The organism is Massilia atriviolacea (assembly GCF_003953935.1).
Lineage (GTDB): Bacteria > Pseudomonadota > Gammaproteobacteria > Burkholderiales > Burkholderiaceae_D > Telluria_A > Telluria_A atriviolacea.
Map to the genome: position 1 here is coordinate 268575 of NZ_RXLQ01000005.1, position 20634 is coordinate 289208.

A 20634-nucleotide genomic window follows, 5' to 3' on the forward strand; every position below is an offset into this window, starting at 1 on the left:
GGCGCTGGTGGCGGCGGGCTCGATGCGGCTGTGCGAACTAAGGGGGTGGTGGTCGGGCCCGGCATAGTGGCCGGGCCGGCAGGCCGCCAGATTGGGATGATGCGGAAAACGGCAGGTGTGACTCAAAATGGCTGGTGCAATCGGGTTCTGCTGCGGGTTAGTCGACAGTCGAGCCGTCCTGATCAAGGCTGGCTCCTGATAAATTCCAGCACGTCTTCGGCGTGATGAGGGACTTTCACGCCTCTCCATTCTTTCACCAATTTACCGTCAGCGTCAATGACAAACGTGCTGCGTTCGACGCCGCGCACTTGCTTACCGTACATATTCTTCATTTTCATCACACCGAACTGGAGGCACATGGCTTCTTCCGGGTCGGAGATGAGTTCGAACGGCAGGCCGAGCTTGGATTTGAAGCCTTCGTGCGAGCGCAGGGAATCGCGGCTGATGCCGTAGATCTCGGTACCGGCTTGCTGGAATTGCGCGTGCAGGTCGCGGAAGGCGATGCTTTCGGTGGTGCAGCCGGGGGTGTTGTCTTTTGGGTAAAAGTACAGCACGGTGTAGCGGGCGGGGCGGCCGGACAGCTGGAACGGCTTGTCGCCGGTCATGACGGCGGAAAAGTCGGCAAAAGGTGCTGCAGTTTGGCTATCAGCCACAGGTTCTCTCCTGAAGGTGAGTCAGCGCTGATTTTATACCCCGCAGCGCAACAGGGGAGGGGGAAACGTGTTTGGGCGAACCAGATATGGGGGCGGGATGCTCGATTGCAAGCCAGGCGTCGCGCTGCGCCGTCGAGCGGGCGACCGATCAGGGCGCGTTGCCGAGGATGAGCGCCAGGGTCACCTTGCGGCCTTCGCCCATCAGGATATTGTAGGTGCGGCAGGCCGCCTTGTTATCCATGCATTCGCAGCCGATGCGCCGCTCCAGCAGCGCGCCGATCAGTTTGGCATGGACGAAGCGCTGCCGGTCGCCGGTGCCGAGGATGACGACGTCCGGCTGGTCCTGTCCGATCTTCTCGAAATGGTCGGCCGTGAGGGATTCGAACGTGGGCACATCCCAGGCGCGCGGCGGCGTTTCGGGCATCACGATCAGGCTGTAGTCGAAGCGCTGGGCGTTGATTTCGACCCCGGTTTCGTCGTAACCGGTCACGGTCTGGTATTGTTGGGTAGGGCTGGAATGGAGCTTCATGGCATGGGTACTGAAAAGGTGATGCAGGGCTCTCGGGCGCTGCGCGTGGCGTTAGCATGCCACAAAGTCCAGTAAACCGCGAATTTTCGCGAAACAGACGCCAAACCCACACCATTTCGCCGTTTTTTGCCCATGTTGGGCTCAAGCGCAGGTTGATTAAATTAACTCCTTTCGGCAGAATGGGTATTTTTCGCACTGCAACAAAGCGCCACTGAACAGGGAAATATTTTGCGACCGATTCTGAAATCGAACAAGCTCGACGACGTCTGCTACGAAATCCGCGGCCCCGCGCTGGAGAAATCCCGGCAGATGGAGGAAGAAGGCCACAAGATCATCAAGCTCAATATCGGCAACCTGGCCGTGTTCGGTTTCGACCCGCCGGACGAGATCGTGCAGGACATGATCCTCAATATGCACGGCGCCGCCGGCTACACCGATTCGAAAGGCATGTTCGCGCCGCGCAAGGCCGTCATGCACTACACCCAGGGCAAGCGCATCGGTGGCGTGACCATCGACGACATTTACCTCGGCAACGGCGCCTCGGAACTGATCGTCATGGCCATGAACGGCTTGCTCAATACCGGCGACGAAGTGCTGGTGCCGGCCCCGGACTACCCGCTGTGGACCGCGGCCGTGAGCCTGTCGGGCGGGAACCCGGTGCATTACATCTGCGACGAGCAGGCCGGCTGGTATCCCGACATCGACGACATGCGCCGCAAGATCACCAGCAACACCAAGGCGATCGTGGTGATCAACCCGAACAACCCGACCGGGGCGCTGTATCCGCGCGAAATCCTGCTGGAGATCATCGAGCTGGCGCGCCAGCACCAGCTGATCATCCTGGCCGACGAAATCTACGACAAGGTCCTGTACGACGGCGAGCAGCACGACTCGATCGCCTCGCTGGCCGACGACGTGCTGTTCATCACCCTGAACGGCCTGTCGAAGAACTACCGTTCGTGCGGCTACCGCGCCGGCTGGATGGTGGTGTCGGGCGAAAAACGCCATGCCAGGGACTACATCGATGGCCTGAACATGCTGGCCTCGATGCGCCTGTGCGCCAATGCGCCGGGCCAGTTCGCGATCCAGACCGCGCTGGGCGGCTACCAGAGCATCAACGACCTGGTGGGCCCGGGCGGGCGCCTGCTGCGCCAGCGCGACATGGCGCACAAACTCTTAACCGACATTCCGGGCGTGACCTGCGTGAAGCCAAAAGCCGCGCTGTACATGTTCCCGCGCCTCGACCCCGCGATGTACCCGATCGCGGACGATCAGCAGTTTGCCTACGACCTGCTGGCCGAAGAAAAAGTCCTGGTGGTGCAGGGAACGGGCTTCAACTGGATCGCGCCGGATCACTTCCGCCTCGTGTTCCTGCCCAATTCCGACGACCTGACCGATGCTTGCGGCCGCATTGCGCGCTTCCTCGACGGCTACCGACGCCGCCACGGGCGCGGCTGATACCTCTTCCAGATAAAGAACTATGAAACCCATCAAAATCGGCCTGATCGGCCTCGGCGTAGTTGGTGCCGGCACCTTTAACGTCCTCAAACGCAACCAGGAAGAAATCCGGCGCCGCGCCGGGCGCGGCATCGAGATCGCGATGGTCGCGGTGCGCAACCTGGAACGCGCGCGCCCCATCGTCGGCACCGACTGCGAACTGGTGACCGACCCGGAACTGGTGGTCAACCATCCCGACATCGACATCGTCGTCGAACTGATCGGCGGCTACGACACGGCCAAGACGCTGGTGCTCAAGGCGATCGACAACGGCAAGCACGTGGTCACCGCCAACAAGGCCCTGCTGGCGCTGCACGGCAACGAGATCTTCGCGGCGGCCCAGGCCAAGGGCGTGATGGTCGCGTTCGAGGCGGCGGTGGCCGGCGGCATCCCGATCATCAAGGCGCTGCGCGAAGGCCTGACCGCGAACCGCATCGAATCGGTGGCCGGCATCATCAACGGCACCACCAATTTCATCCTGTCCGAAATGCGCGACAAGGGCCTCGACTTCGCCACCGCGCTGAAGCAGGCGCAGGAACTGGGCTACGCCGAAGCCGATCCGACCTTCGACATCGAAGGCGTGGACGCCGCGCACAAGGCGACCATCATCGCCTCGATCGCCTTCGGCATCCCGGTGCAGTTCGACAAGGCCCACGTGGAAGGGATCAGCAGCCTGCAGGCGATCGACATCCGCTACGCCGAGCAGCTGGGCTACCGCATCAAGCTGCTGGGCATCACCAAGCGCGCCATGGTCGACGGCGTGGAAGGCATCGAGCTGCGCGTGCATCCGACCCTGATTCCGGCCAAGCGCCTGATCGCCAACGTGGAAGGGGCGATGAACGCGGTGCTGGTGCAGGCCGACGCGGTCGGCGCCTCGCTGTACTACGGCAAGGGCGCGGGCGCCGAGCCGACCGCCTCGTCGGTGATCGCCGACCTGGTCGACATCACCCGCCTGGCCACCGCCGATCCGGAATACCGCGTGCCGCACCTGGCGTTCCAGCCGAACCAGATGACCAACGTGGCGATCCTGCCGATGTCGGAGATCACCACCAGCTACTACCTGCGCGTCTACGTGAAGGACCAGCTGGGCGTGATGGCGGACCTGACGCGCATCCTGGCCGACGCCAGGATTTCGATCGACGCGGTGCTGCAGAAGGAACCGGGCGAAGGCGAGACGCGCACCGACATCATCATGCTGACCCACCAGACCCAGGAAAAGAACATCGATGCCGCCATCGCGAAGATCGAGGGACTCGGTACGGTGGTGGGCAAGGTGGTCAAGATCCGGCTCGAAAACCTGAGCTGAGGCCAGCGCGTCTCCGACGCCAGGGCCGTCCCTGGCGCTTGCCGGCCGCTTGCTCGCGCGCAGCGGGTAGGGCGACAGGCTCGCGTGGCATGCTTCGCAATGGGCCAGTCTCATTGAATAGACTGCATGCATGCATGCCTGCGCTGCGGTTGAAGGGCGCCGTGCATGCAGCATCGACAGCATGAGCGCCGGATGCAGGGGCTGACGCGCAGTGTTGTGTGTGTATCGGATCGCTTGTCTCAGGCGGCCGATTCGAAACAGATCCCGACCGTCAGTCCCGCGCCGTTGGCGCCGCTGGACAGGGTGACGGCGGCGCGGTGCTGGGCCGCCACCTCGCGCACGATGGACAGGCCAAGGCCGGTGCCGCCAGGGTTGGTCTCGAGCGCACCGGACGAACGGTAAAACGGCGTAAACACTTTTTCGCGCTCGTCGTCGGCGATGCCGCAGCCGCTGTCCTCGACGTCGAGCCGCACCCTGGCGCCATCGACCCTTACCCGCAATGCCACCTTGCCGCCGGCCGGGGTGTAGCGAATCGCGTTGTCGACCAGGTTGGTCACCATTTCGTGCAGCATCAGTTCCTGGCCGTCGACCAGCGCTTCATCGGCCGCGTCGAGCGAGAGGTCGATCTGCTTCTGCACGGCCGGCAGCGCCATCTCCAGCCCGACCTGGCGCACGATGGCGGTCAGCGAGACCGGCGCCATGCCGGCCGCCTCGCTGCCATGCTCGACCCGCGCCAGCGTCAGCAGGCGGTTGGCCAGGTGCACGGTGGCGTCGGTGGTGGCGGCGATCGACCTGACGATCTCGCGCATCGCGGCGGCATCGTTTTCGCGCAGCGCCAGTTCGGCCTGGGTCTTGAGCACCGTGAGCGGGGTGCGCAGCTGGTGCGAGGCGTCGGCGATGAAGCGGCGCTGGCTGGCGATCAGGTTGTGCATGCGCGACATGGTGCCGTTCATGGCTGCCACCAGCGGGCGCACTTCCTTGTGCACCAGCGCCTGGTCGACGTCCGACAGGTCGCTTACGGCGCGGTTTTCGACTTCCAGCTTCAGGCGCATCAGGGGACGCAGCACCAGGCGCACCGCGAACCACACCAGCGAGGCGACCGCCAGCACCATCACGGCCTGGCGCAGGAGCGTGTCGATCAGGATCTTGCGCGACAGGCCGCGCCGGGCGTCGAGCGTTTCGCCGACCTGGATCAGGGCGATGCCGCGCATCGAATCGTCGTACACCGGCTGCAGCAGGGCGGCGATGCGTACCTGCTCGCCGTTGTACTCGGCGTGGTAGAAGCGCACCAGCGCCGGATAGGCTTCCGAACGCGGCACGTTGGCCGGCACCGGCGGCAGGTCGTCGAAGCCGGACACGGTTTCGCCATCGATGCCGCTGACCTTGTAGTAGATGCGTCCCAGTGTGTCGGTCTCGAACGAGTCGAGCGCCACGTAGGGCACGTCGGCCACCACCTTGCCATCCTTGATCGCGACCCGTTCGGCCAGCGCGCGGGTCGATGCCAGCAGCGAGCGGTCGTAGGCCATGTCGGCCGCATCGAGCGCGTTGTCGTACACCGACACCGCGTTCAGCGCCACTAGCAGCGCCAGCGGGATCAGGAGCCAGCGCAGCAGCTGGCTGCGCAGGCTGCCCAGGGGCGCGGCCCGGATTCTGCGGCGCAGGGAGGCGTACAAGGGCGTCATGTCAGGGCGCGCTTTCAGCCTGGACTGTCGCGCGGCTGCAGCAGGTAGCCGATGCCGCGCAGGGTGGTGATCGCGGCCGCGCCTTCCTGCGCGCGTTCGAGCTTCTTGCGCACGCGGTGGATATACAGCTCGATGGCGTCGAGGTTGGCGTCGTCTTCGAGGGCGAAGACTTCGTCGAACAGCTTTTCTTTCGATACCGCGCGGCCCGGACGGGTGATCAGCGCTTCCAGCACCGCGTGTTCGCGCGGGGTCAGCGCCAGCGCCGCGCCGCCGTAGGCGAACATGCGGGTATTGGTGTCGAAACTGAGCGCGCCGCACTGGTACACCAGCGCGTCCAGGCCCTGGCTGCGGCGCAGCAGCGCCTTGACGCGCGCTTCGAGTTCGGCCAGTTCGAACGGTTTGGCCAGGTAGTCGTCGGCGCCCAGGTTCAGGCCCTGCACCCGTTCTTCCAGGCCGCCGCGCGCGGTGAGGATCATGACCGGGGTCTTGGCGCGCGCCCCGCCGCGCGCGCGCAGGCGGCGCAGCACGTCGAGGCCGTCCATCTTGGGCAGGGTCAGGTCGAGGATGACGAGCGCGTAGTCCTGCGTGTGCAGCAGGGCGTCGGCGTCGGCGCCGTTGGCGGCGCATTCGACGGTCAGGTGGGCGTCGCGCAGGGCTTTGGAAAGCCAGTGCGACAGTTCGATGTGGTCTTCGACGAGGAGTATGCGCATCCGGGCAGTGTAGCCCCAAGCGCGCAAAAAAGCTCGGCCTGTGTGGCCCGGCCGGTACATGCGGGGACTGAAAGCCAATTGAAAGGATGGCGAACATATAGTGAGTCCCGCAGCACCCCGCAGCACCCGTAACACATAAAACATAAAACATAAAACATAAAAAACTCAGGAGACAAGAATGAAACCATCCGTGCTTACGCTCGCGCTGGCGGCCGCCCTGCCGGCCGCTCTGGCAGCATCGGGCGCCGCCCAGGCCCAGTCCAGCGTGCAGGTGTATGGACTGATCGACGCCGGCGTCGATTACACCACCAATGCCAACGCCGCCGGCGACAGCGCCACCCGCGTCATCTCGGGCGGCAAGAACACCTCGCGCTGGGGCTTGCGCGGCACCGAAGACCTGGGCGGCGGCCTGAAAGCCGTGTTCGGACTGGAAGGCGGCGTCCTGATGGATACCGGCGCGGCCGATGGCGCGCTGTTCAAGCGCCAGGCCTACGTGGGCCTGGACGGCAGTTACGGCCGCGTGGTGATCGGCCGCTCGTTCACCACCACCTACGATTTCGTGATCCTGTTCGACCCGCTCGGCTACGCGCCGAACTACTCCTGGGCCACCTCGTCCAACGCCACCGGCACGTCCAGATACGGCATGACGACCGCCTTCGACAACCTGGTCAAGTACGCGGGCAAGAGCGGCGACTTCAAATACGGCGCCAGCATCGGCCTGGGCGAGCAGGCCGGCAGCAGCGCCGACAGCCGCAAGTACGCGGTCGCGGGCTCGTGGACGCGCGGCGGCTTCGCAGCGATGGCGGCCTACGAACAGATCAACGCCAATACGCTGGCCGGCACCGGGCGGCGCGACGAAACCACGGCCTTTCACGCGGCCGTCGACTACAGGAATGCGGCGATGCGCCTGACCGGCGGGGTGCGCGACTACACGCTGGAGGCGGCCAAGGCAGGCACGCCGGACGTGCGCGCCACCACCTGGTGGGGCGGCGCCAGCTGGTACGCCACGCCGGCGCTCACCCTGACCGGCGCGGTGTATTACGTCAACGTCAAGAACGTGGCGGCGAACACCGACGCCGATCCGGTCATGTACGTGGCGCGCGGCCTGTACGCGCTGTCGAAGCGCACCGACCTGTATGTGGCGGCCGCCTACGCCAAGGCCGACAACGGCAAGCTGGTGGGCCTGTCGCGCGACGACGCGGGCTTCGGCACGACCCAGAAGGGCCTCACGGCCGGGATCCAGCATCGCTTCTGATGCATGTTCGTGAACCGGCATGACGGGCGGGGCTATCATGGTTATTCGACCGCCACGCCCGACTACAGAGGCCACCGCCATGAAACTCCTGCTCTCCACCCTGATCGCCTGCGCCGCCCTGCATGCCGGCGCCGCCGAATGCATCGTGCCGTCCAAACCGGGCGGCGCGATGGACCTGACCTGCAAGCTGGTACGCGAAGGCCTGAAGGGCGACGCCAGCGCACCGGAGCTGCGCCTGTCCTATCTGCCGGGCGGTATCGGCGCGGTGGCCTGGCATTCGATGGCGGCCCAGCGCGGCAGCGAAAAGGACACGCTGGTCGCGTTTTCGGGCGGTTCGCTGCTCAATCTGGCGCAGGGCAAGTTCGGCAAGGCCAGCGCCGACGACGTGCGCTGGGTGGCGGCCCTGGGCGCCGACTACGGGATGATCGCGGTGCGCGCCGATTCGGCCTTCCGCAACCTGGCCGATCTGCTGGAAGCCCTGAAGCGCCAGCCTGAGAAAGTGCTGATCGGCGTGTCCGGCACGATCGGCAGCCAGGACTGGATGAAGATGGCGCTGCTGGCCAGACGCGCCGGGATCGATCCGAAGGTGCTGCGGTTCGTGGCGCTGGAAGGCGGCGGCGAAGCCTTCACCGCGATGCACGCCAATCATGTGCAGGTGGTCTCCGGCGACGCCTCGGAAGCGACCCTGTACGCGGGCGCCGGCAAGGTGCGGGTGCTGGCGGTGCTGTCGGAGCAGCGCCTGGCGGGCGTGCTGGCGCAGGCGCCGACCGCGCGCGAGCAGGGCGTGGACGTGGTGTGGCCGATCATCCGCGGCGTGTGGATGGGACCCAAGGTGGCCGATGCCGAATACCGGCGCTGGGTGGGCAATTTCGAGCGCATGACGGCCAGCCCGGATTTTGCCAGGCTGCGGGCGGCGCACGGGCTGTATCCGTTCACGCTGACCGGGCAGGCGCTCACCGATTACATCGACAAGGCCGTCGCCGACTACAACCGGCAGGCCAGGCAATTCAAACTGATTCGCTAAAACACAACAACAATCTGGAGACACCATGAATATGAAACGAACCCTGATCGGCGCAAGCATTGCGTTCATTCTTGCCGGGAGCGCCTTCGCGCAAGTCCCGGCCGGCTATCCGGCCGACTACCAGAAGATCATCGACGGCGCCAGGAAGGAAGCCAGACTGGTGATCTACTCGGCCACCGACAGCAAGGCCGCGCAGCCGCTGATCAAGGATTTCAACGCCCTGTATCCGGGCGTGAAGATCGAATACAGCGACATGAATTCGACCGAAGTGTACAACCGCTTCATTTCCGAGGCGGCGGCCGGCGGCACTACCGCCGACGTGGTGTGGTCGTCGGCGATGGACCTGCAGATGCGCCTTGCCTCCGAAGGCAACGCCCTCAAGTACCGCTCGCAGGAAGCGGGCAAGCTGCCGGCATGGGCGGTGTGGAACGACAGCGCCTACGGCACCACCTTCGAGCCGGCGGCCATCGTCTACAACAAGCGCATGGTGACCGGCAACGACATTCCGAAGACGCATGCCGCTTTTGCGGCAATCGTCAAGACCGACAAATTCCGCGACAAGGTCACCACCTACGACATCGAAAAATCCGGCGTGGGCTTCATGTTCATGACCGCCGATGCGCGCGAAAATCCGCAGTTCGCGGACCTGCAGAACGGCTTCGGGGCGGCCAAGGTGCGGGTGCAGTCGTCCACCGGCACCATGCTGGAACGGATCTCGTCGGGCGAAAACCTGATCGGCTACAACGTGCTCGGCTCCTACGCGCTGGTGCGCGCCAAGACCGACCCCTCGCTGGGCGTGGTGCTGCCGGCCGATTACACCCTGATCATGTCGCGCGTCCAGTTCATCAACAAGGCCGCCAAGAACCCGAACGCGGCCAAACTGTGGATGGATTACCTGCTGTCGGTGCGCGGCCAGACCGTCATCGCCAACGAGTCGAAGCTGTTTGCGATCCGCGCCGACGTCGCCGGCGAAACCACCTCGGCGGAACTGATCAAGATCGTCGGCGAAAAGAACATCAAGCCGATTCCGGTGCATCCGTCGTTGCTGGAATACCTGGCGCCGGCCAAGCGCATGGCTTTCCTCAAGCAGTGGAAAGACACCGCCGGCAAGAAGTAAACGCCAGCACGGTGGGCTGGCGCCCACCGCCCCCCTCATCCCTGGATCGGACCTGACATGACCACCTTATCATTGCGGGCCACGCGGCTTAACTGGCCGCGCGGCCTGGTGGTGACGCTCGCCTGCGTCGCCATCTTCCTGCCGCTGTTCTTGATTTTTTACCAGAGCTTTTTGTCGGCGCCCTTCTTCATGCCGGAAAAAAGCCTGGGCTTCGACGCCTACGCTTTCATCTTCGAGGACCCCGACTTTACCCAGGCCTTCAAGAATGGGGCGATCCTTGCCACCGGGCTGGCCGCCATCGCGGTGCCGCTGGGCGGCATGCTGGCCTTCCTGATGGTGCGCACCGACCTGCCGGGGCGCAGCTGGATCGCGCCGCTGCTGCTGGTGCCGATTTTCGTCTCGCCCATGGTGATGGGCTTCGGCTACGTGGTGTCGATGGGGCCCGTGGGCTTTTACTCGGTGTGGGCCAAGCAGCTGCTCGGCTTCATCCCGTGGAATATCTATTCGTTCACCAGCATCGTCGTCATCGCCGGCCTGACCCACGTGCCGCACGTGTACCTGTACGCTTCCTCGGCGCTGAAAAGCCTGGGCTCGGACGTGGAAGAGGCGGCCCGCGTGGCCGGCGCCTCACCGCTGCGGGTGATGATGAACGTGTCGCTGCCGATGATCATGCCGGCCCTGGCGTATGCCGGCGTGCTGGTGTTCTTCCTCGGCTTCGAAGTCTTCGGCCTGGTGCTGGTGCTGGGCGATCCGGAAGGCCACCTGGTGCTGGCCACCTACCTGTACAAGCTGACCAACAAGATGGGTACGCCCTCGTACCACCTGATGGCGGCGGTGGCGGTGTGCCTGGTGATGGTGACCATGCCGCTGGTGATGATCCAGCGCTGGCTGCTCAAGTCGGCCAACAAGTATGTGTCGATCAAGGGCAAGGGCGCGCGCCAGAAGGCGATGCCGCTGGGCCGCTGGAAGTGGCTGGCCTTCGCCATGCTGGCCGGCTGGCTGCTGGTGACGATCGTCCTGCCGCTGTCGGGCATCGTGCTGCGCTCTTTTGTCCAGAACTGGGGCGAGGGCGTGGTGCTGTGGGACGTGCTGACCTTGCAGCACTTCCGCGACATCCTCGAGCAGCACTCGCTGGTGCGCGGGATCGTAAACACGGTGCTGATCGGCGTGATCGGCGGAGCGATGGCGGTGGTGTGCTACACGGCGATCGCGCTGGCCATGCACAGGAAGCCCGACGGCATCACCCGCCTGCTCGATTACAGCGTGCTGGTGCCGCGCGCGGTACCGGGCCTGCTGGCCGGCCTGTCCTTCCTGTGGGTGTTCCTGTTCGTCCCCAGCTGGCTCGACGGCATGTTCAAGGCGAGCGAGTTCGGTCCGCTGCTGTGGCTCGGCGAGCATGCGATTCCGCTGCTGCGCGAAGTGCGCTCGACCATCTTCGCCCTGTGGCTGGCGTATTCGGTGGTGTGGCTGGCCTACGGCATGCGCCTGATCTCGGCGGCGCTGCTGCAGGTGGGACCGGAACTGGAAGAGGCGGCGCGCGCGGTCGGCGCAACCCGCGGCCAGGTCACGCGCGACGTGACGCTGCCGCTGATCAAATACGGGATGCTGGGCGCCTGGCTGATGGTGTTCCTGATCTTCGAGCGCGAATATTCGACCGGGGTCTACCTGCTCACGCCGGGCACCGAAGTGATCGGGGCGATGCTGGTATCGCTGTGGGCGGGCGGCTCGACCGACCTGGTGGCGGCGCTCTCGTTCATCAATATCACGCTGGTGGCCATCGGCCTGGGCATTGCGCTGCGCTTCGGCGTCAAGCTGCACCAATAAACACCTACCTACATCGGGAAATCTCCATGAATGAATTGACTGTCAACGACCTGCACCTCGACTACGGCACCGGTGCGCACGCCAACCCGATACTCAAGGGTGTATCGATGCACCTGCAGCGCGGCGAAGTGGTGGCCTTGCTGGGCCCCTCGGGCAGCGGCAAGACCACCTTGCTGCGCGCCGTGGCCGGGCTGGAAAGCCCGAAGAGCGGCACCATCGACATCGGCGAGCGGCGCGTGTTCGACGGCTCGCGCAACTTCGACATGGCGGCCGAGCACCGCAGCCTGGGGCTGGTGTTCCAGTCGTACGCGCTGTGGCCGCACAAGAGCGTGTTCGACAACGTGGCCTACGGCCTGACCCTGCGCAAGATGGGCAAGAGCGAGATCGAGGCCAAGGTCAGGGAAGTACTGGCGCAGCTGGGACTGGGCCACCTGGGCGAGCGCTATCCACATCAACTCTCGGGCGGCCAGCAGCAGCGGGTGGCGATTGCGCGCGCGCTGGTGTACAACCCGCCGGTGATCCTGCTCGACGAGCCGCTCTCGAACCTGGACGCCAAGCTGCGCGAGGAGGCGCGCGCCTTCCTGCGCGAACTGATCGTGCGGCTCGGCCTGTCGGCGCTGATGGTCACGCACGACCAGGGCGAGGCGATGGCGATTTCGGACCGCATCCTGCTGCTCAATAACGGCAAGATCGAACAGCAAGGCTCGCCGCAAAGCATGTACGAAACGCCGGACACCCTGTTCACCGCCGAATTCATGGGCAGTAACAACCGCCTGCAAGGCCAGGTGGTGGGCACAAACGACGGCACGGTGGCGCTGCAGGTCGATGGCGTGCGCATGCGCGGCAGCGCGCGCGGCGCGCGTAGCGGCGGCGAGGCCACGCCGCTGATCCGGGTCGAGGATGTGAAGATCAGCGCGCAGCAGGTCGACAATGCGCTGCAGCTGCCGCTGCTGACCTGCATGTACCTGGGCGACCGCTGGGAGTGCCTGTTCATGCGCGAGGGCTTCAGCCTGCGCGCTTACTCCAAGCACCGGCTGGAAGCGGGCAGCTACTGGCTGCACATGCCGCCCGAGAAGCTGTGGGTGTTCTGAGCGGGCGCTTACTCGATGCCGACCACGCTCGCGCTGGCGGCGGGGTCGCGCTTCTTGACAAAGCGCAGCACCGATTCGACGCTGACGATGTCGATCTGGCCGGCGATGCGGCGGCCCAGCGGATGGTCGTCGAAGGCCACGTTGGCGCGGAACACGCGCGCGCCGAGGCGCTTGACCGAGGGCACCCAGATCGTGTCCGGCGCATAGCCGGCCTGCCTGAGCCAGGACTGGGCAGCGCCGCGGTCCTCGACCGCCGCCTCGCTGGCGGCGTAGGTCTCCAGTACCCACTGGTTGGAGTTCTGGTATTTGGTTGAATACGGAAAGGCCAGCATATTGTAGTCGGCGCCGTGCAGGCGCGCCGGCGCCTGCGAGGCCAGCATGGCGACGATGCGCTTCTGGCTTTGCGCGCCGGGGATCACGACCTGGCTCTCGTAGGCGAACAGATCGTCGAGGAAGAAGTTGGCCAGGCCCTGGTCGAACACCTTGGAGGTGGCGCTGCCGCACTGGTTCAGCAGGTGCACCACGGTCCAGCGGCCCTTGGGATGGTCGCGCCAGGTGTAGGCCATGTGCGAGTAGCGCAGATCGTATCTGGACAGATCCTGGCCGATGCGCGCGATCAGCGCCACCTCCGCCCCCGACGCATCGAGGGCGGCGCTGGTGTTTTCGGCCAGCCTGACCGCCTTGACGAAGTTGGCGGCGTCCTGCGCGACTTCCTCGCAGGCGGTGCCGGCATGCGCGAGGCGCAGCGGCAGGGCCAGCACCAGCAGCAAAAGAGCGCGTCGGCCGATGCGGTTCATGTTCAGCCCTTCGCGCCGTTCTGCGAGTGATGCAGCAGGCCTTTGCCGATTTCGGTCGGGATGAAGGCGATCACCTTGCCGGCGGCGATCAGCACATGGCCGCTGGCGGTGGCGGTGACGGTGACGGTCTGGCCGACCAGCTTGGAAAAGCCCCTGGCGCCGTCGCCGCTCAATTTGACGGTGGCGGTGGAACCGTCGGCCACGTTCCTGAGCACCACCACGGTGCCGTCGGCGACGGTGTCGACGCTTTGCGCCACCACGCTGCCGCCCACGGCCACCACCAGCAAGCTTCCCAATACCACCGCGCCCGACACATTGCTCGGGGTCGACGACAGGTGCGAGCCCTGCGCCAGCGCGGCCGGATTGGCGCCGAACAGCGCGCAGGCGAGGGCGGCGATCATCAGCTTGGTTTTCATGCGGTTTCCTTGGATTGACAGGCCGGGTTGGCAAACACATCTTACGCAAGATTGGCCCTGGCTAAATGAAATGATAGGCCGTATCGCTTTTATTCTGAATAAGTATTAGTATTTGCTACCAGAATTCAGAGGGATACGGAAATGCCGCATGCAATTACACTTGTCGACACCTTGAAGCGCCTGTTGAAGGGGCGCGGCATCACCTACGGCGACCTGGCCGGGCGGATCGGCATGTCGGAGGCCAGCGTTAAGCGTATGTTTTCACAGAAGAATTTCACTTTGCAGCGGCTCGACGAGATCCTCACGGCGACCGGGATCGAGTTCGACGAGCTCAGTGCGGCGCAGTCGGCGCCGGCCCTGATTTCGCACCTGACCCTGGCGCAGGAGCGCGAAATCATCGGCGACCCGCGCCTGCTGGTGGTGGCCGTGTCGGCCATGAACCACATCGGCTTCGACGATATTGTGCGCTCTTACGACATGACCGAGGCGGAAGTGACCAAATACCTGCTGCGCCTGGACCGCATCGGCTTCCTCGAGCTGCTGCCGAATAACCGGGTCAAGCTGCTCATCGCGCGCACCTTCGGCTGGATTGCGAACGGGCCGATCCAGGGCTACTTCCGGCACGAGGCGGCGGCCGACTACCTGAACTCGCGCTTCGATGGCGAGGATGAAGTCATGCGGCTGGTGAACGTGATGCTGACCAAGCAGTCCGGCGCGGCGCTGCTCGAACGCCTGAAGCAGGTGGCGGCCGAGTTCTCGCAGCAGCACCAGCACGAGACGCGCCTGCCGTTCGACCAGCGCCACGCGATCAGCTTCATCGTGGCCGCGCGGCCCTGGGTGCCGCAGGCTTTCAAGGCCCTGCTGCGCCGGCCGTGATGGTACCCTGACGCTGCGCAGCCACTTTTTTTGCCACCTTTTTTGTCACTTCGAGACCCTGAGAGAACGATCAGCATGAGTCAATCCAGCCAGTTTTCCCTCCTGACGCAGCGCCGCTTCGCGCCGTTCTTCTGGACCCAGTTCCTCGGCGCCTTCAACGACAACGTCTTCAAGACCGCCTTGCTGGTGATATTGACGTACGAAGCCGCCAGCTGGACCACGGTCGATCCGGCCGTGTTGAACAGCCTGATTCCCGGCCTGTTCATCCTGCCCTACGTGGTGTTCTCGGCGACCGCCGGGCAGATCGCCGAAAAGGTCGAGAAAGGGCGCCTGGCGCGCTTCGTGAAGCTGTTCGAGATCGCCATCATGCTGGTGGCCGGCATCGGCTGGATGACGCATACCCTGTGGCTGCTGATCGCCTCCGTGGTCGGCATGGGCGTGCATTCGACCCTGTTCGGCCCCGTGAAGTATGCCTACATGCCGCAGCACCTGAAACCCGAAGAGCTGGTGGGCGGGAACGGCGTGGTCGAGATGGGGACCTTCGTCGGCATCCTGCTCGGGCAGATCCTGGGCGCGGCGCTGGTATTGAAGCCGAACGGCTTGATGCTGGTGGCCGGCGCCACCATGTTCTTCGCCGTGCTCGGGCTGGTGGCCAGCTACCGCATTCCGCATTCGCCGGCGCCGATGCCGGACCTGAAAATCAATCCGAATCCGATCGCCGAATCGATCCGCAACATCGGCCACGCGCGCAAGAACCGCACCGTGTTCCTGTCGATGCTGGGTAATTCGTGGTTCTGGTTCTACGGCGCCATGATCCTGTCGCAGTTCCCGCTGTACGCCAAGGAGTTCCTGCACGGCGACTACAGCGTGTTCGTGATGCTGCTCACCGTGTTCTCGGTCGGCGTCGGCGTCGGCTCGCTGCTGTGCGAAAAGCTCTCGGGCCACAAGGTCGAAATCGGCCTGGTGCCGTTCGGCTCGATCGGCCTGTCGCTGTTCGGGATCGACCTGTACTTCGCCAGCATGGGCTATGTGCGCCCGGCGCTGGAGGTGGACATGATGGGCATGCTGGCGCAGGCCGGCGTGGCGCGCGTGCTGTTCGATATTGCGATGGTGGGCGTGTTCGGCGGCCTGTTCATCGTGCCGCTGTTCGCCCTGATCCAGACGCGCTGCGAGCCGGCCCACCTGTCGCGCACCATCGGCGGCATGAATATCCTGAACGCGCTGTTCATGATCGGCGCGGCCGGCATGGCGATCCTGATGATCAAGCTCGGTTTCACGATTCCCCAGATGTTCCTGGCCACCGCCATCCTCAACGCCGTGGTGGCGCTGTATATCTTCTCGCTGGTGCCGGAATTCCTGGTGCGCTTCGTGGCCTGGATGCTGATCCACACGATCCACCGCGTCAAGACCGTGGACACCGACCGCATTCCCGAGGAAGGGCCGGCGGTCCTGGTGTGCAATCACGTCAGCTACGTCGATGCGCTGGTGATCGGCGCGGCCAGCCCGCGTCCGATCCGCTTCGTGATGGACCACAAGATCTTCAAGATGCCGATCATGGGCTGGCTGTTCCGCACCGCGCGCGCGATTCCGATCGCGCCGGCCAAGGAAGACCAGTTCCTGATGGAGAAGGCGTATATCGACATCGCCCAGGCGCTGCACGAAGGAGACCTGGTCTGCATCTTCCCGGAAGGACGCCTGACCTCGACCGGCGAGATGGGCGAGTTCCGGGGCGGGATCGCCAAGATCGTCGAACGCAGCAAGGTGCCGGTGATTCCGATGGCGCTGCGCGGTCTGTGGGGCAGCCTGCTCACGCGCGATCCGGGTAACCTGTTCGAGCGCACCTTCGCGCGCGGACCGCGCTCGCGCCTGGCGCTGGCGGTCGGCACGCCGGTGGCGCCGGAAGACGCCACCCCCGACTACCTGCACAAGCAGGTGCTGGCCTTGCGCGGCGACTGGAAGTAAATCCGGTTCTAGCGGAGGGGAGAATCTGTGAGAAAGTGGTTATAATTGCAACCGTACGGCAGTGTGCCGCTTCTCCGTTTTTCAAAGGCCGTAGCATCCCATGAACCGTTTTTCGCCGCCGATGCCATGAAAATCCGCGCTTATCTCGCGCTGATGGTCGCGGCGATCCTGATTCCGGTGATCCTGTTCTCGACGATTTCGCTCAACATGCTGCTCAAGGCCGAGCGCGAAGCGGCCCTGAAAGGCGTGCGCGAAACGGCGCGCATCTCGCTGGTGAGCATCGACCGCGAGCTGACCAACACCCAGAGCGCGGTGCGCATGCTGGCCACCTCGCCGCACCTGGCGCGCGGCGACCTGGCCGGCTTCTACGAACAGGCGCGCTTCGCCGACAAGGTGGGCGCCACCTGGACCGCGCTGCTCGACGAGCGCGGGCAGCAACTGATCAACACGGCGGTGCCTTTCGGCGCGCCCTTGCCGGGGCCGGACGCGGCCCAGCGCGTGGCCCAGGTGCTGGGCGCCGGCCGGCCGCAAATCTCCAACCTGATTCGCGGCGTCGTCACGCAAGCCTTGCTGGTGGTGGTGGACGTGCCGGTGACCACGCCGGACGGGATGCGCTACGTGATCGCCCAGGGCTTCAGGATCGACCACTTCAACGATGTGCTGGACCAGGTGAACGCGCCGCCGACCTGGCTGGCCGGCGTGTACGACCGCAACGGCATGACGATCGCCCAGACCGACGGCGGCGACGCCAGCGGCCGTGGCGAGACCCGCCCCGACCTGCGCGAAGCGATCCGCAGCAAGACCATCGGCGTGATCCGCAACGCCAGCGACGACAAGCTCAAACTGTACACCGTGCTGGAGCGCTCGGCGCTGTCCGGATGGACGGTGGCCGTCGGCGTGCCGGAAGCGGAAATCGAATCGGCCGCGCGCCATGCGCTGATGGTGTCGATCTTCGGGCTGGCGGCGGCGGTGTGCTGCGCCACGCTGGCCGCCGTGTTTTTTGCGCGCCGGCTGTCGCGCTCCATCCGCCAGGTGGCGCGCTCGGCGCATGCGCTGGGCGGTAGCGCGGGCCCGGACCACGGCGACGTGTCGGGCGTGGCCGAGGTGGACGAGGTGCAGGCGGCGATTGCGGCGGCGGCCGCCCTGGTGAACCAGGAAAAGCAGTCGCGCCTGGCCGCCGAAACCGAGCGCGAAATCCTGTTCGAGCGCGAACACGCGGCGCGTACCACGGCCGAACAGCAGAACCGCGCCAAGGATGAATTCCTGGCGATGCTGGGACATGAGCTGCGCAACCCGCTGGCGGCGATCGTCAACGCCACCAGCGTGATGGCGCATCCGGGCATGCCGGCCGCGGCCAGCGAACGCGCGCGCGAGATCATCACGCGCCAGAGCGGGCACCTGACCCGCATCGTCGACGACCTGCTCGACATGGGGCGGGTCCACTCCGGCAAGATCCTGCTGGAGCGGCGCGCGCTGCGGCTGGACCAGGTGATCGAGCATTACGTGGGCACCCTGCGCGCGTCGCAGCGCGCGGCGCGCCATGAATTGCGGGTCGAAACCGCACCGGTGTGGGTCGATGGCGACCCCACCCGGCTCGAGCAGATCGTCTCGAACCTGCTCGACAACGCGCTCAAATATACGCCGGCCGGCGGCACGATTTCGGTCAGTGTCAAGGGCGACGGCGAGGAGGCGCTGCTGTGCGTGTCCGATTCCGGAATCGGCATCGCGCCGGAGCTGATGCCGTATGTGTTCGACCTGTTCGTGCAGGGCGCGCGTCCGCTGGACCGGGCCCAGGGCGGCCTCGGCGTGGGACTGGCGCTGGTGCGCCAGCTGGCGCTGATGCACGGCGGGCGGGTCGATGTGCGCAGCGCCGGCCCGGGCCTGGGCAGCAGTTTCGAGCTGCGCCTGCCGCGCGTGGCGCCGCCGCGCTCGGAGCCGGGCGTGCCGGCGCCGGCGCCGTCGTCGCGCCAGCGCGTGCTGCTGATCGAAGATAACGAGGACGGGCGCGAGATGATGGCGATCATGCTCGAAGCGCAGCAGTACCGGGTCGACACCGCCGTCGACGGCGTCGACGGCTTGCGCCAGGCAGCGGCGGCGTGCCCGGACATTGCGCTGGTCGATATCGGCCTGCCCGGCATCGACGGTTACGAAGTGGCGCGCCGCATGCGCGCCGACCCGGCAACGAGCAAGGTGCGGCTGGTGGCGCTGACCGGCTATGGACAGGACAGCGACCGCGAACGCGCGCTCGCTGCCGGCTTCGACGCCCACCTGGTCAAGCCGGTGGACATGGCGCGCCTGGTGGCGGCCCTGGAGAGCGCGGCGCCGGCCGCGCCGCAACTGGCGAAAACGGCAAGCTAGCCGCTTGCGCGCAAGCCCTGCGCCGCGCCCAGGCGGCCGTCGGCCAGGCGCTTGATGTCGTCGAAGTTGACCGGTTTGATGAGGTGATGGTCGAAGCCGGCGTCCAGCGTGCGCTGGCGCGCGTCGCTCTGGCCCCAGCCGGTGAGGGCGATCATCAGCACCGACTGCGAACCTGGCTGCAGGCGGATGCGGCGCGCCGCCTCGTAGCCGTCCATGCTCGGCATGCCGAGGTCCATCACGATCATGTCGGGCATGTCCTGTTCCACCGCCTGTACCGCCTCGTAGCCGTCGTAGGCGGTGGCGACCTTGCAGTTTTCCATTTCGAACAGCGCCTGCAGCGAATCCGCCGCATCGCGGTTGTCGTCCACCACCAGCACTTTGGGGCGCTGGTCGGATGCGCCGATGACGTCCACCGCGGGCGTGGCCTGGAGCGGACGCGCTTCGCTCACCACCGGCAGGGTGACGATAAATTCGCTGCCCTTGCCGAGGCCTTCGCTGGTGGCGCGCACGCTGCCGCCATGCATTTCGGCGAACTGGCGTGACAGGCTCAGGCCGATCCCCAGGCCGCTGGCGATCTGGCCCGAGGGCGGGCGGCTTTGCTCGAACATGGCGAAGATGCGCCCGAGGGCGGCCGGCTCCAGGCCGATCCCGGTATCCTTGATGTAGATGTGCAGGGCGCCGAATTCGACCTGCGCGCGCACGCCGATGTAACCGTCGGCCGGCGTGAACTTGACCGCGTTCGAGACGATGTTGGCCACGATCTGCACCACGCGCGCGTAGTCGGCGTACAGCGCCACGTCGCCGGGCGGCATGGCCACGTCGATCTTGATGCGCTTGGCCGCCGCCGCCGCGGAGCACAGTTCGATCACGTGTTCCATCACCTTGGCGAAGGTGGTGTAGTCGCGCTGCAGTTCGATCTTGCCGCTGTTAATGCGGGCCACGTCGAGCAGGTCGTCCACCAGGCGGGTGAGATGGGTGACCTGGCGCTCGATCACGTCGCTGACCTTCCTGACGGGCGCCTGGTCGGGATACAGGTGATTGAGCACGCTCATCGAGGTGCGGATGGGCGCCAGCGGGTTGCGCAGTTCGTGACCGAGGCTGGCCAGGAATTCATCCTTGCGGCGGTCGGTCTCGCGCACCTGGTACTGCTTTTCGCGGGCGCGCAGCACCGATTGCAGCGACGTGATCAGGGTCAGGGTGCGCACCGGGCGTTCGAGCAGGGTGACGTTGCCGAGGGCGGCGATGGCCTGGCGCACGCTGAGCGAGTCGGGGCCGCGGTGGGTGAGCAGCACGATCGGCAGGTCCGACCAGTTGGGCTGGCGCTGGACGAATTCGCCGAGCGCCTTCAGGCCGCCGTTCGACAGCGCCTCTTCGACCGTGAGCACGGCGCCGACGCCGATCAGCATCTCTTCGGAGAGCCTCTGGGCGTTTTCGGCGACCAGGTTGTCGACCTGGGCGAGGGAGAGCATTTTCGACGCCAGCACCGCGTCTTGGCCGGTCGGGGCGTAGATCAGGACACGCTTTTCCATAGGCAGCC

Annotated in this window: 17 protein-coding genes; 10 read left to right on the top strand and 7 right to left on the bottom strand. The window is 65.7% G+C overall.

Features of this window, described 5'->3' with window-relative positions; genetic code table 11:
- Positions 1-182 precede the first annotated feature (182 nt).
- Entirely contained in the window at positions 183-653 is a 471-nt protein-coding gene (locus tag EJB06_RS11615; RefSeq protein WP_126074179.1) for a peroxiredoxin, read from the bottom strand.
- Positions 654-801: 148 nt separating this feature from the next.
- Positions 802-1182: an Mth938-like domain-containing protein gene (locus EJB06_RS11620; RefSeq protein ID WP_126074180.1), complete on the bottom strand. Its 381-nt coding sequence runs from the start codon at positions 1180-1182 to the stop codon at positions 802-804.
- Positions 1183-1410: 228 nt separating this feature from the next.
- Here EJB06_RS11620 and EJB06_RS11625 point away from each other — a divergent pair, with 228 nt between their 5' ends.
- Together EJB06_RS11625 and EJB06_RS11630 are read left to right on the top strand one after the other, a co-directional pair.
- On the top strand, positions 1411-2640 hold the full coding sequence (locus EJB06_RS11625; protein WP_126074181.1) for a pyridoxal phosphate-dependent aminotransferase: 1230 nt from the start codon (positions 1411-1413) through the stop codon (positions 2638-2640).
- A 22-nt stretch (positions 2641-2662) separates the two neighbouring features.
- Positions 2663-3985, top strand: coding sequence for a homoserine dehydrogenase (locus tag EJB06_RS11630; RefSeq protein ID WP_126074182.1), 1323 nt, complete (start codon positions 2663-2665; stop codon positions 3983-3985).
- 239 nt (positions 3986-4224) lie between these two features.
- Here EJB06_RS11630 and EJB06_RS11635 read toward each other — a convergent pair whose 3' ends face one another.
- Together EJB06_RS11635 and EJB06_RS11640 are read right to left on the bottom strand one after the other, a co-directional pair.
- The gene (locus EJB06_RS11635; RefSeq protein ID WP_126074183.1) at positions 4225-5667 is read right to left on the bottom strand and encodes a sensor histidine kinase; all 1443 of its coding nucleotides are present in this window, start codon (positions 5665-5667) and stop codon (positions 4225-4227) included.
- A gap of 14 nt (positions 5668-5681) precedes the next feature.
- The gene (locus EJB06_RS11640; RefSeq protein WP_126074184.1) at positions 5682-6377 is read right to left on the bottom strand and encodes a response regulator; all 696 of its coding nucleotides are present in this window, start codon (positions 6375-6377) and stop codon (positions 5682-5684) included.
- A gap of 178 nt (positions 6378-6555) precedes the next feature.
- Between EJB06_RS11640 and EJB06_RS11645 the strand changes: the two genes are divergently transcribed.
- The 5 genes from EJB06_RS11645 to EJB06_RS11665 all read left to right on the top strand — a co-directional run bounded on the left by EJB06_RS11645 (position 6556) and on the right by EJB06_RS11665 (position 12688).
- On the top strand, positions 6556-7632 hold the full coding sequence (locus EJB06_RS11645) for a porin (RefSeq protein ID WP_126074185.1): 1077 nt from the start codon (positions 6556-6558) through the stop codon (positions 7630-7632).
- 79 nt (positions 7633-7711) lie between these two features.
- Positions 7712-8656, top strand: a complete 945-nt coding sequence (locus EJB06_RS11650; protein ID WP_126074186.1) for a tripartite tricarboxylate transporter substrate binding protein — start codon at positions 7712-7714, stop codon at positions 8654-8656.
- A 25-nt stretch (positions 8657-8681) separates the two neighbouring features.
- Positions 8682-9773: an ABC transporter substrate-binding protein gene (locus tag EJB06_RS11655; RefSeq protein ID WP_126074187.1), complete on the top strand. Its 1092-nt coding sequence runs from the start codon at positions 8682-8684 to the stop codon at positions 9771-9773.
- 57 nt (positions 9774-9830) lie between these two features.
- On the top strand, positions 9831-11597 hold the full coding sequence (locus EJB06_RS11660) for an ABC transporter permease (protein ID WP_126074188.1): 1767 nt from the start codon (positions 9831-9833) through the stop codon (positions 11595-11597).
- 26 nt (positions 11598-11623) lie between these two features.
- Entirely contained in the window at positions 11624-12688 is a 1065-nt protein-coding gene (locus EJB06_RS11665) for an ABC transporter ATP-binding protein (protein ID WP_126074189.1), read from the top strand.
- Between the two features lie 8 nt (positions 12689-12696).
- On the opposite strand, the gene EJB06_RS11670 is transcribed toward EJB06_RS11665, so the two are convergent.
- Both EJB06_RS11670 and EJB06_RS11675 read right to left on the bottom strand, forming a co-directional pair.
- Positions 12697-13485, bottom strand: coding sequence for a DUF2145 domain-containing protein (locus EJB06_RS11670; protein ID WP_126074190.1), 789 nt, complete (start codon positions 13483-13485; stop codon positions 12697-12699).
- Positions 13486-13487: 2 nt separating this feature from the next.
- The gene (locus tag EJB06_RS11675) at positions 13488-13901 is read right to left on the bottom strand and encodes a hypothetical protein (protein ID WP_126074191.1); all 414 of its coding nucleotides are present in this window, start codon (positions 13899-13901) and stop codon (positions 13488-13490) included.
- A 141-nt stretch (positions 13902-14042) separates the two neighbouring features.
- On the opposite strand from EJB06_RS11675, the gene EJB06_RS11680 reads away from it, so the two are divergent.
- The 3 genes from EJB06_RS11680 to EJB06_RS11690 all read left to right on the top strand — a co-directional run bounded on the left by EJB06_RS11680 (position 14043) and on the right by EJB06_RS11690 (position 19097).
- Positions 14043-14777 carry a helix-turn-helix domain-containing protein gene (locus tag EJB06_RS11680; protein WP_229427032.1) on the top strand — a complete coding sequence of 245 codons (735 nt, stop codon included), beginning with the start codon at positions 14043-14045 and terminating at the stop codon, positions 14775-14777.
- 75 nt (positions 14778-14852) lie between these two features.
- The gene (locus EJB06_RS11685) at positions 14853-16739 is read left to right on the top strand and encodes an MFS transporter (protein WP_126074192.1); all 1887 of its coding nucleotides are present in this window, start codon (positions 14853-14855) and stop codon (positions 16737-16739) included.
- 126 nt (positions 16740-16865) lie between these two features.
- Positions 16866-19097 (top strand): hybrid sensor histidine kinase/response regulator, encoded by a 2232-nt coding sequence (locus EJB06_RS11690; protein ID WP_229427033.1) that lies wholly within the window; start codon positions 16866-16868, stop codon positions 19095-19097.
- On the opposite strand, the gene EJB06_RS11695 is transcribed toward EJB06_RS11690, so the two are convergent.
- On the bottom strand, positions 19094-20626 hold the full coding sequence (locus EJB06_RS11695; RefSeq protein WP_126074193.1) for a hybrid sensor histidine kinase/response regulator: 1533 nt from the start codon (positions 20624-20626) through the stop codon (positions 19094-19096). The genes EJB06_RS11690 and EJB06_RS11695 overlap by 4 nt on opposite strands.
- Positions 20627-20634: the final 8 nt, after the last annotated feature.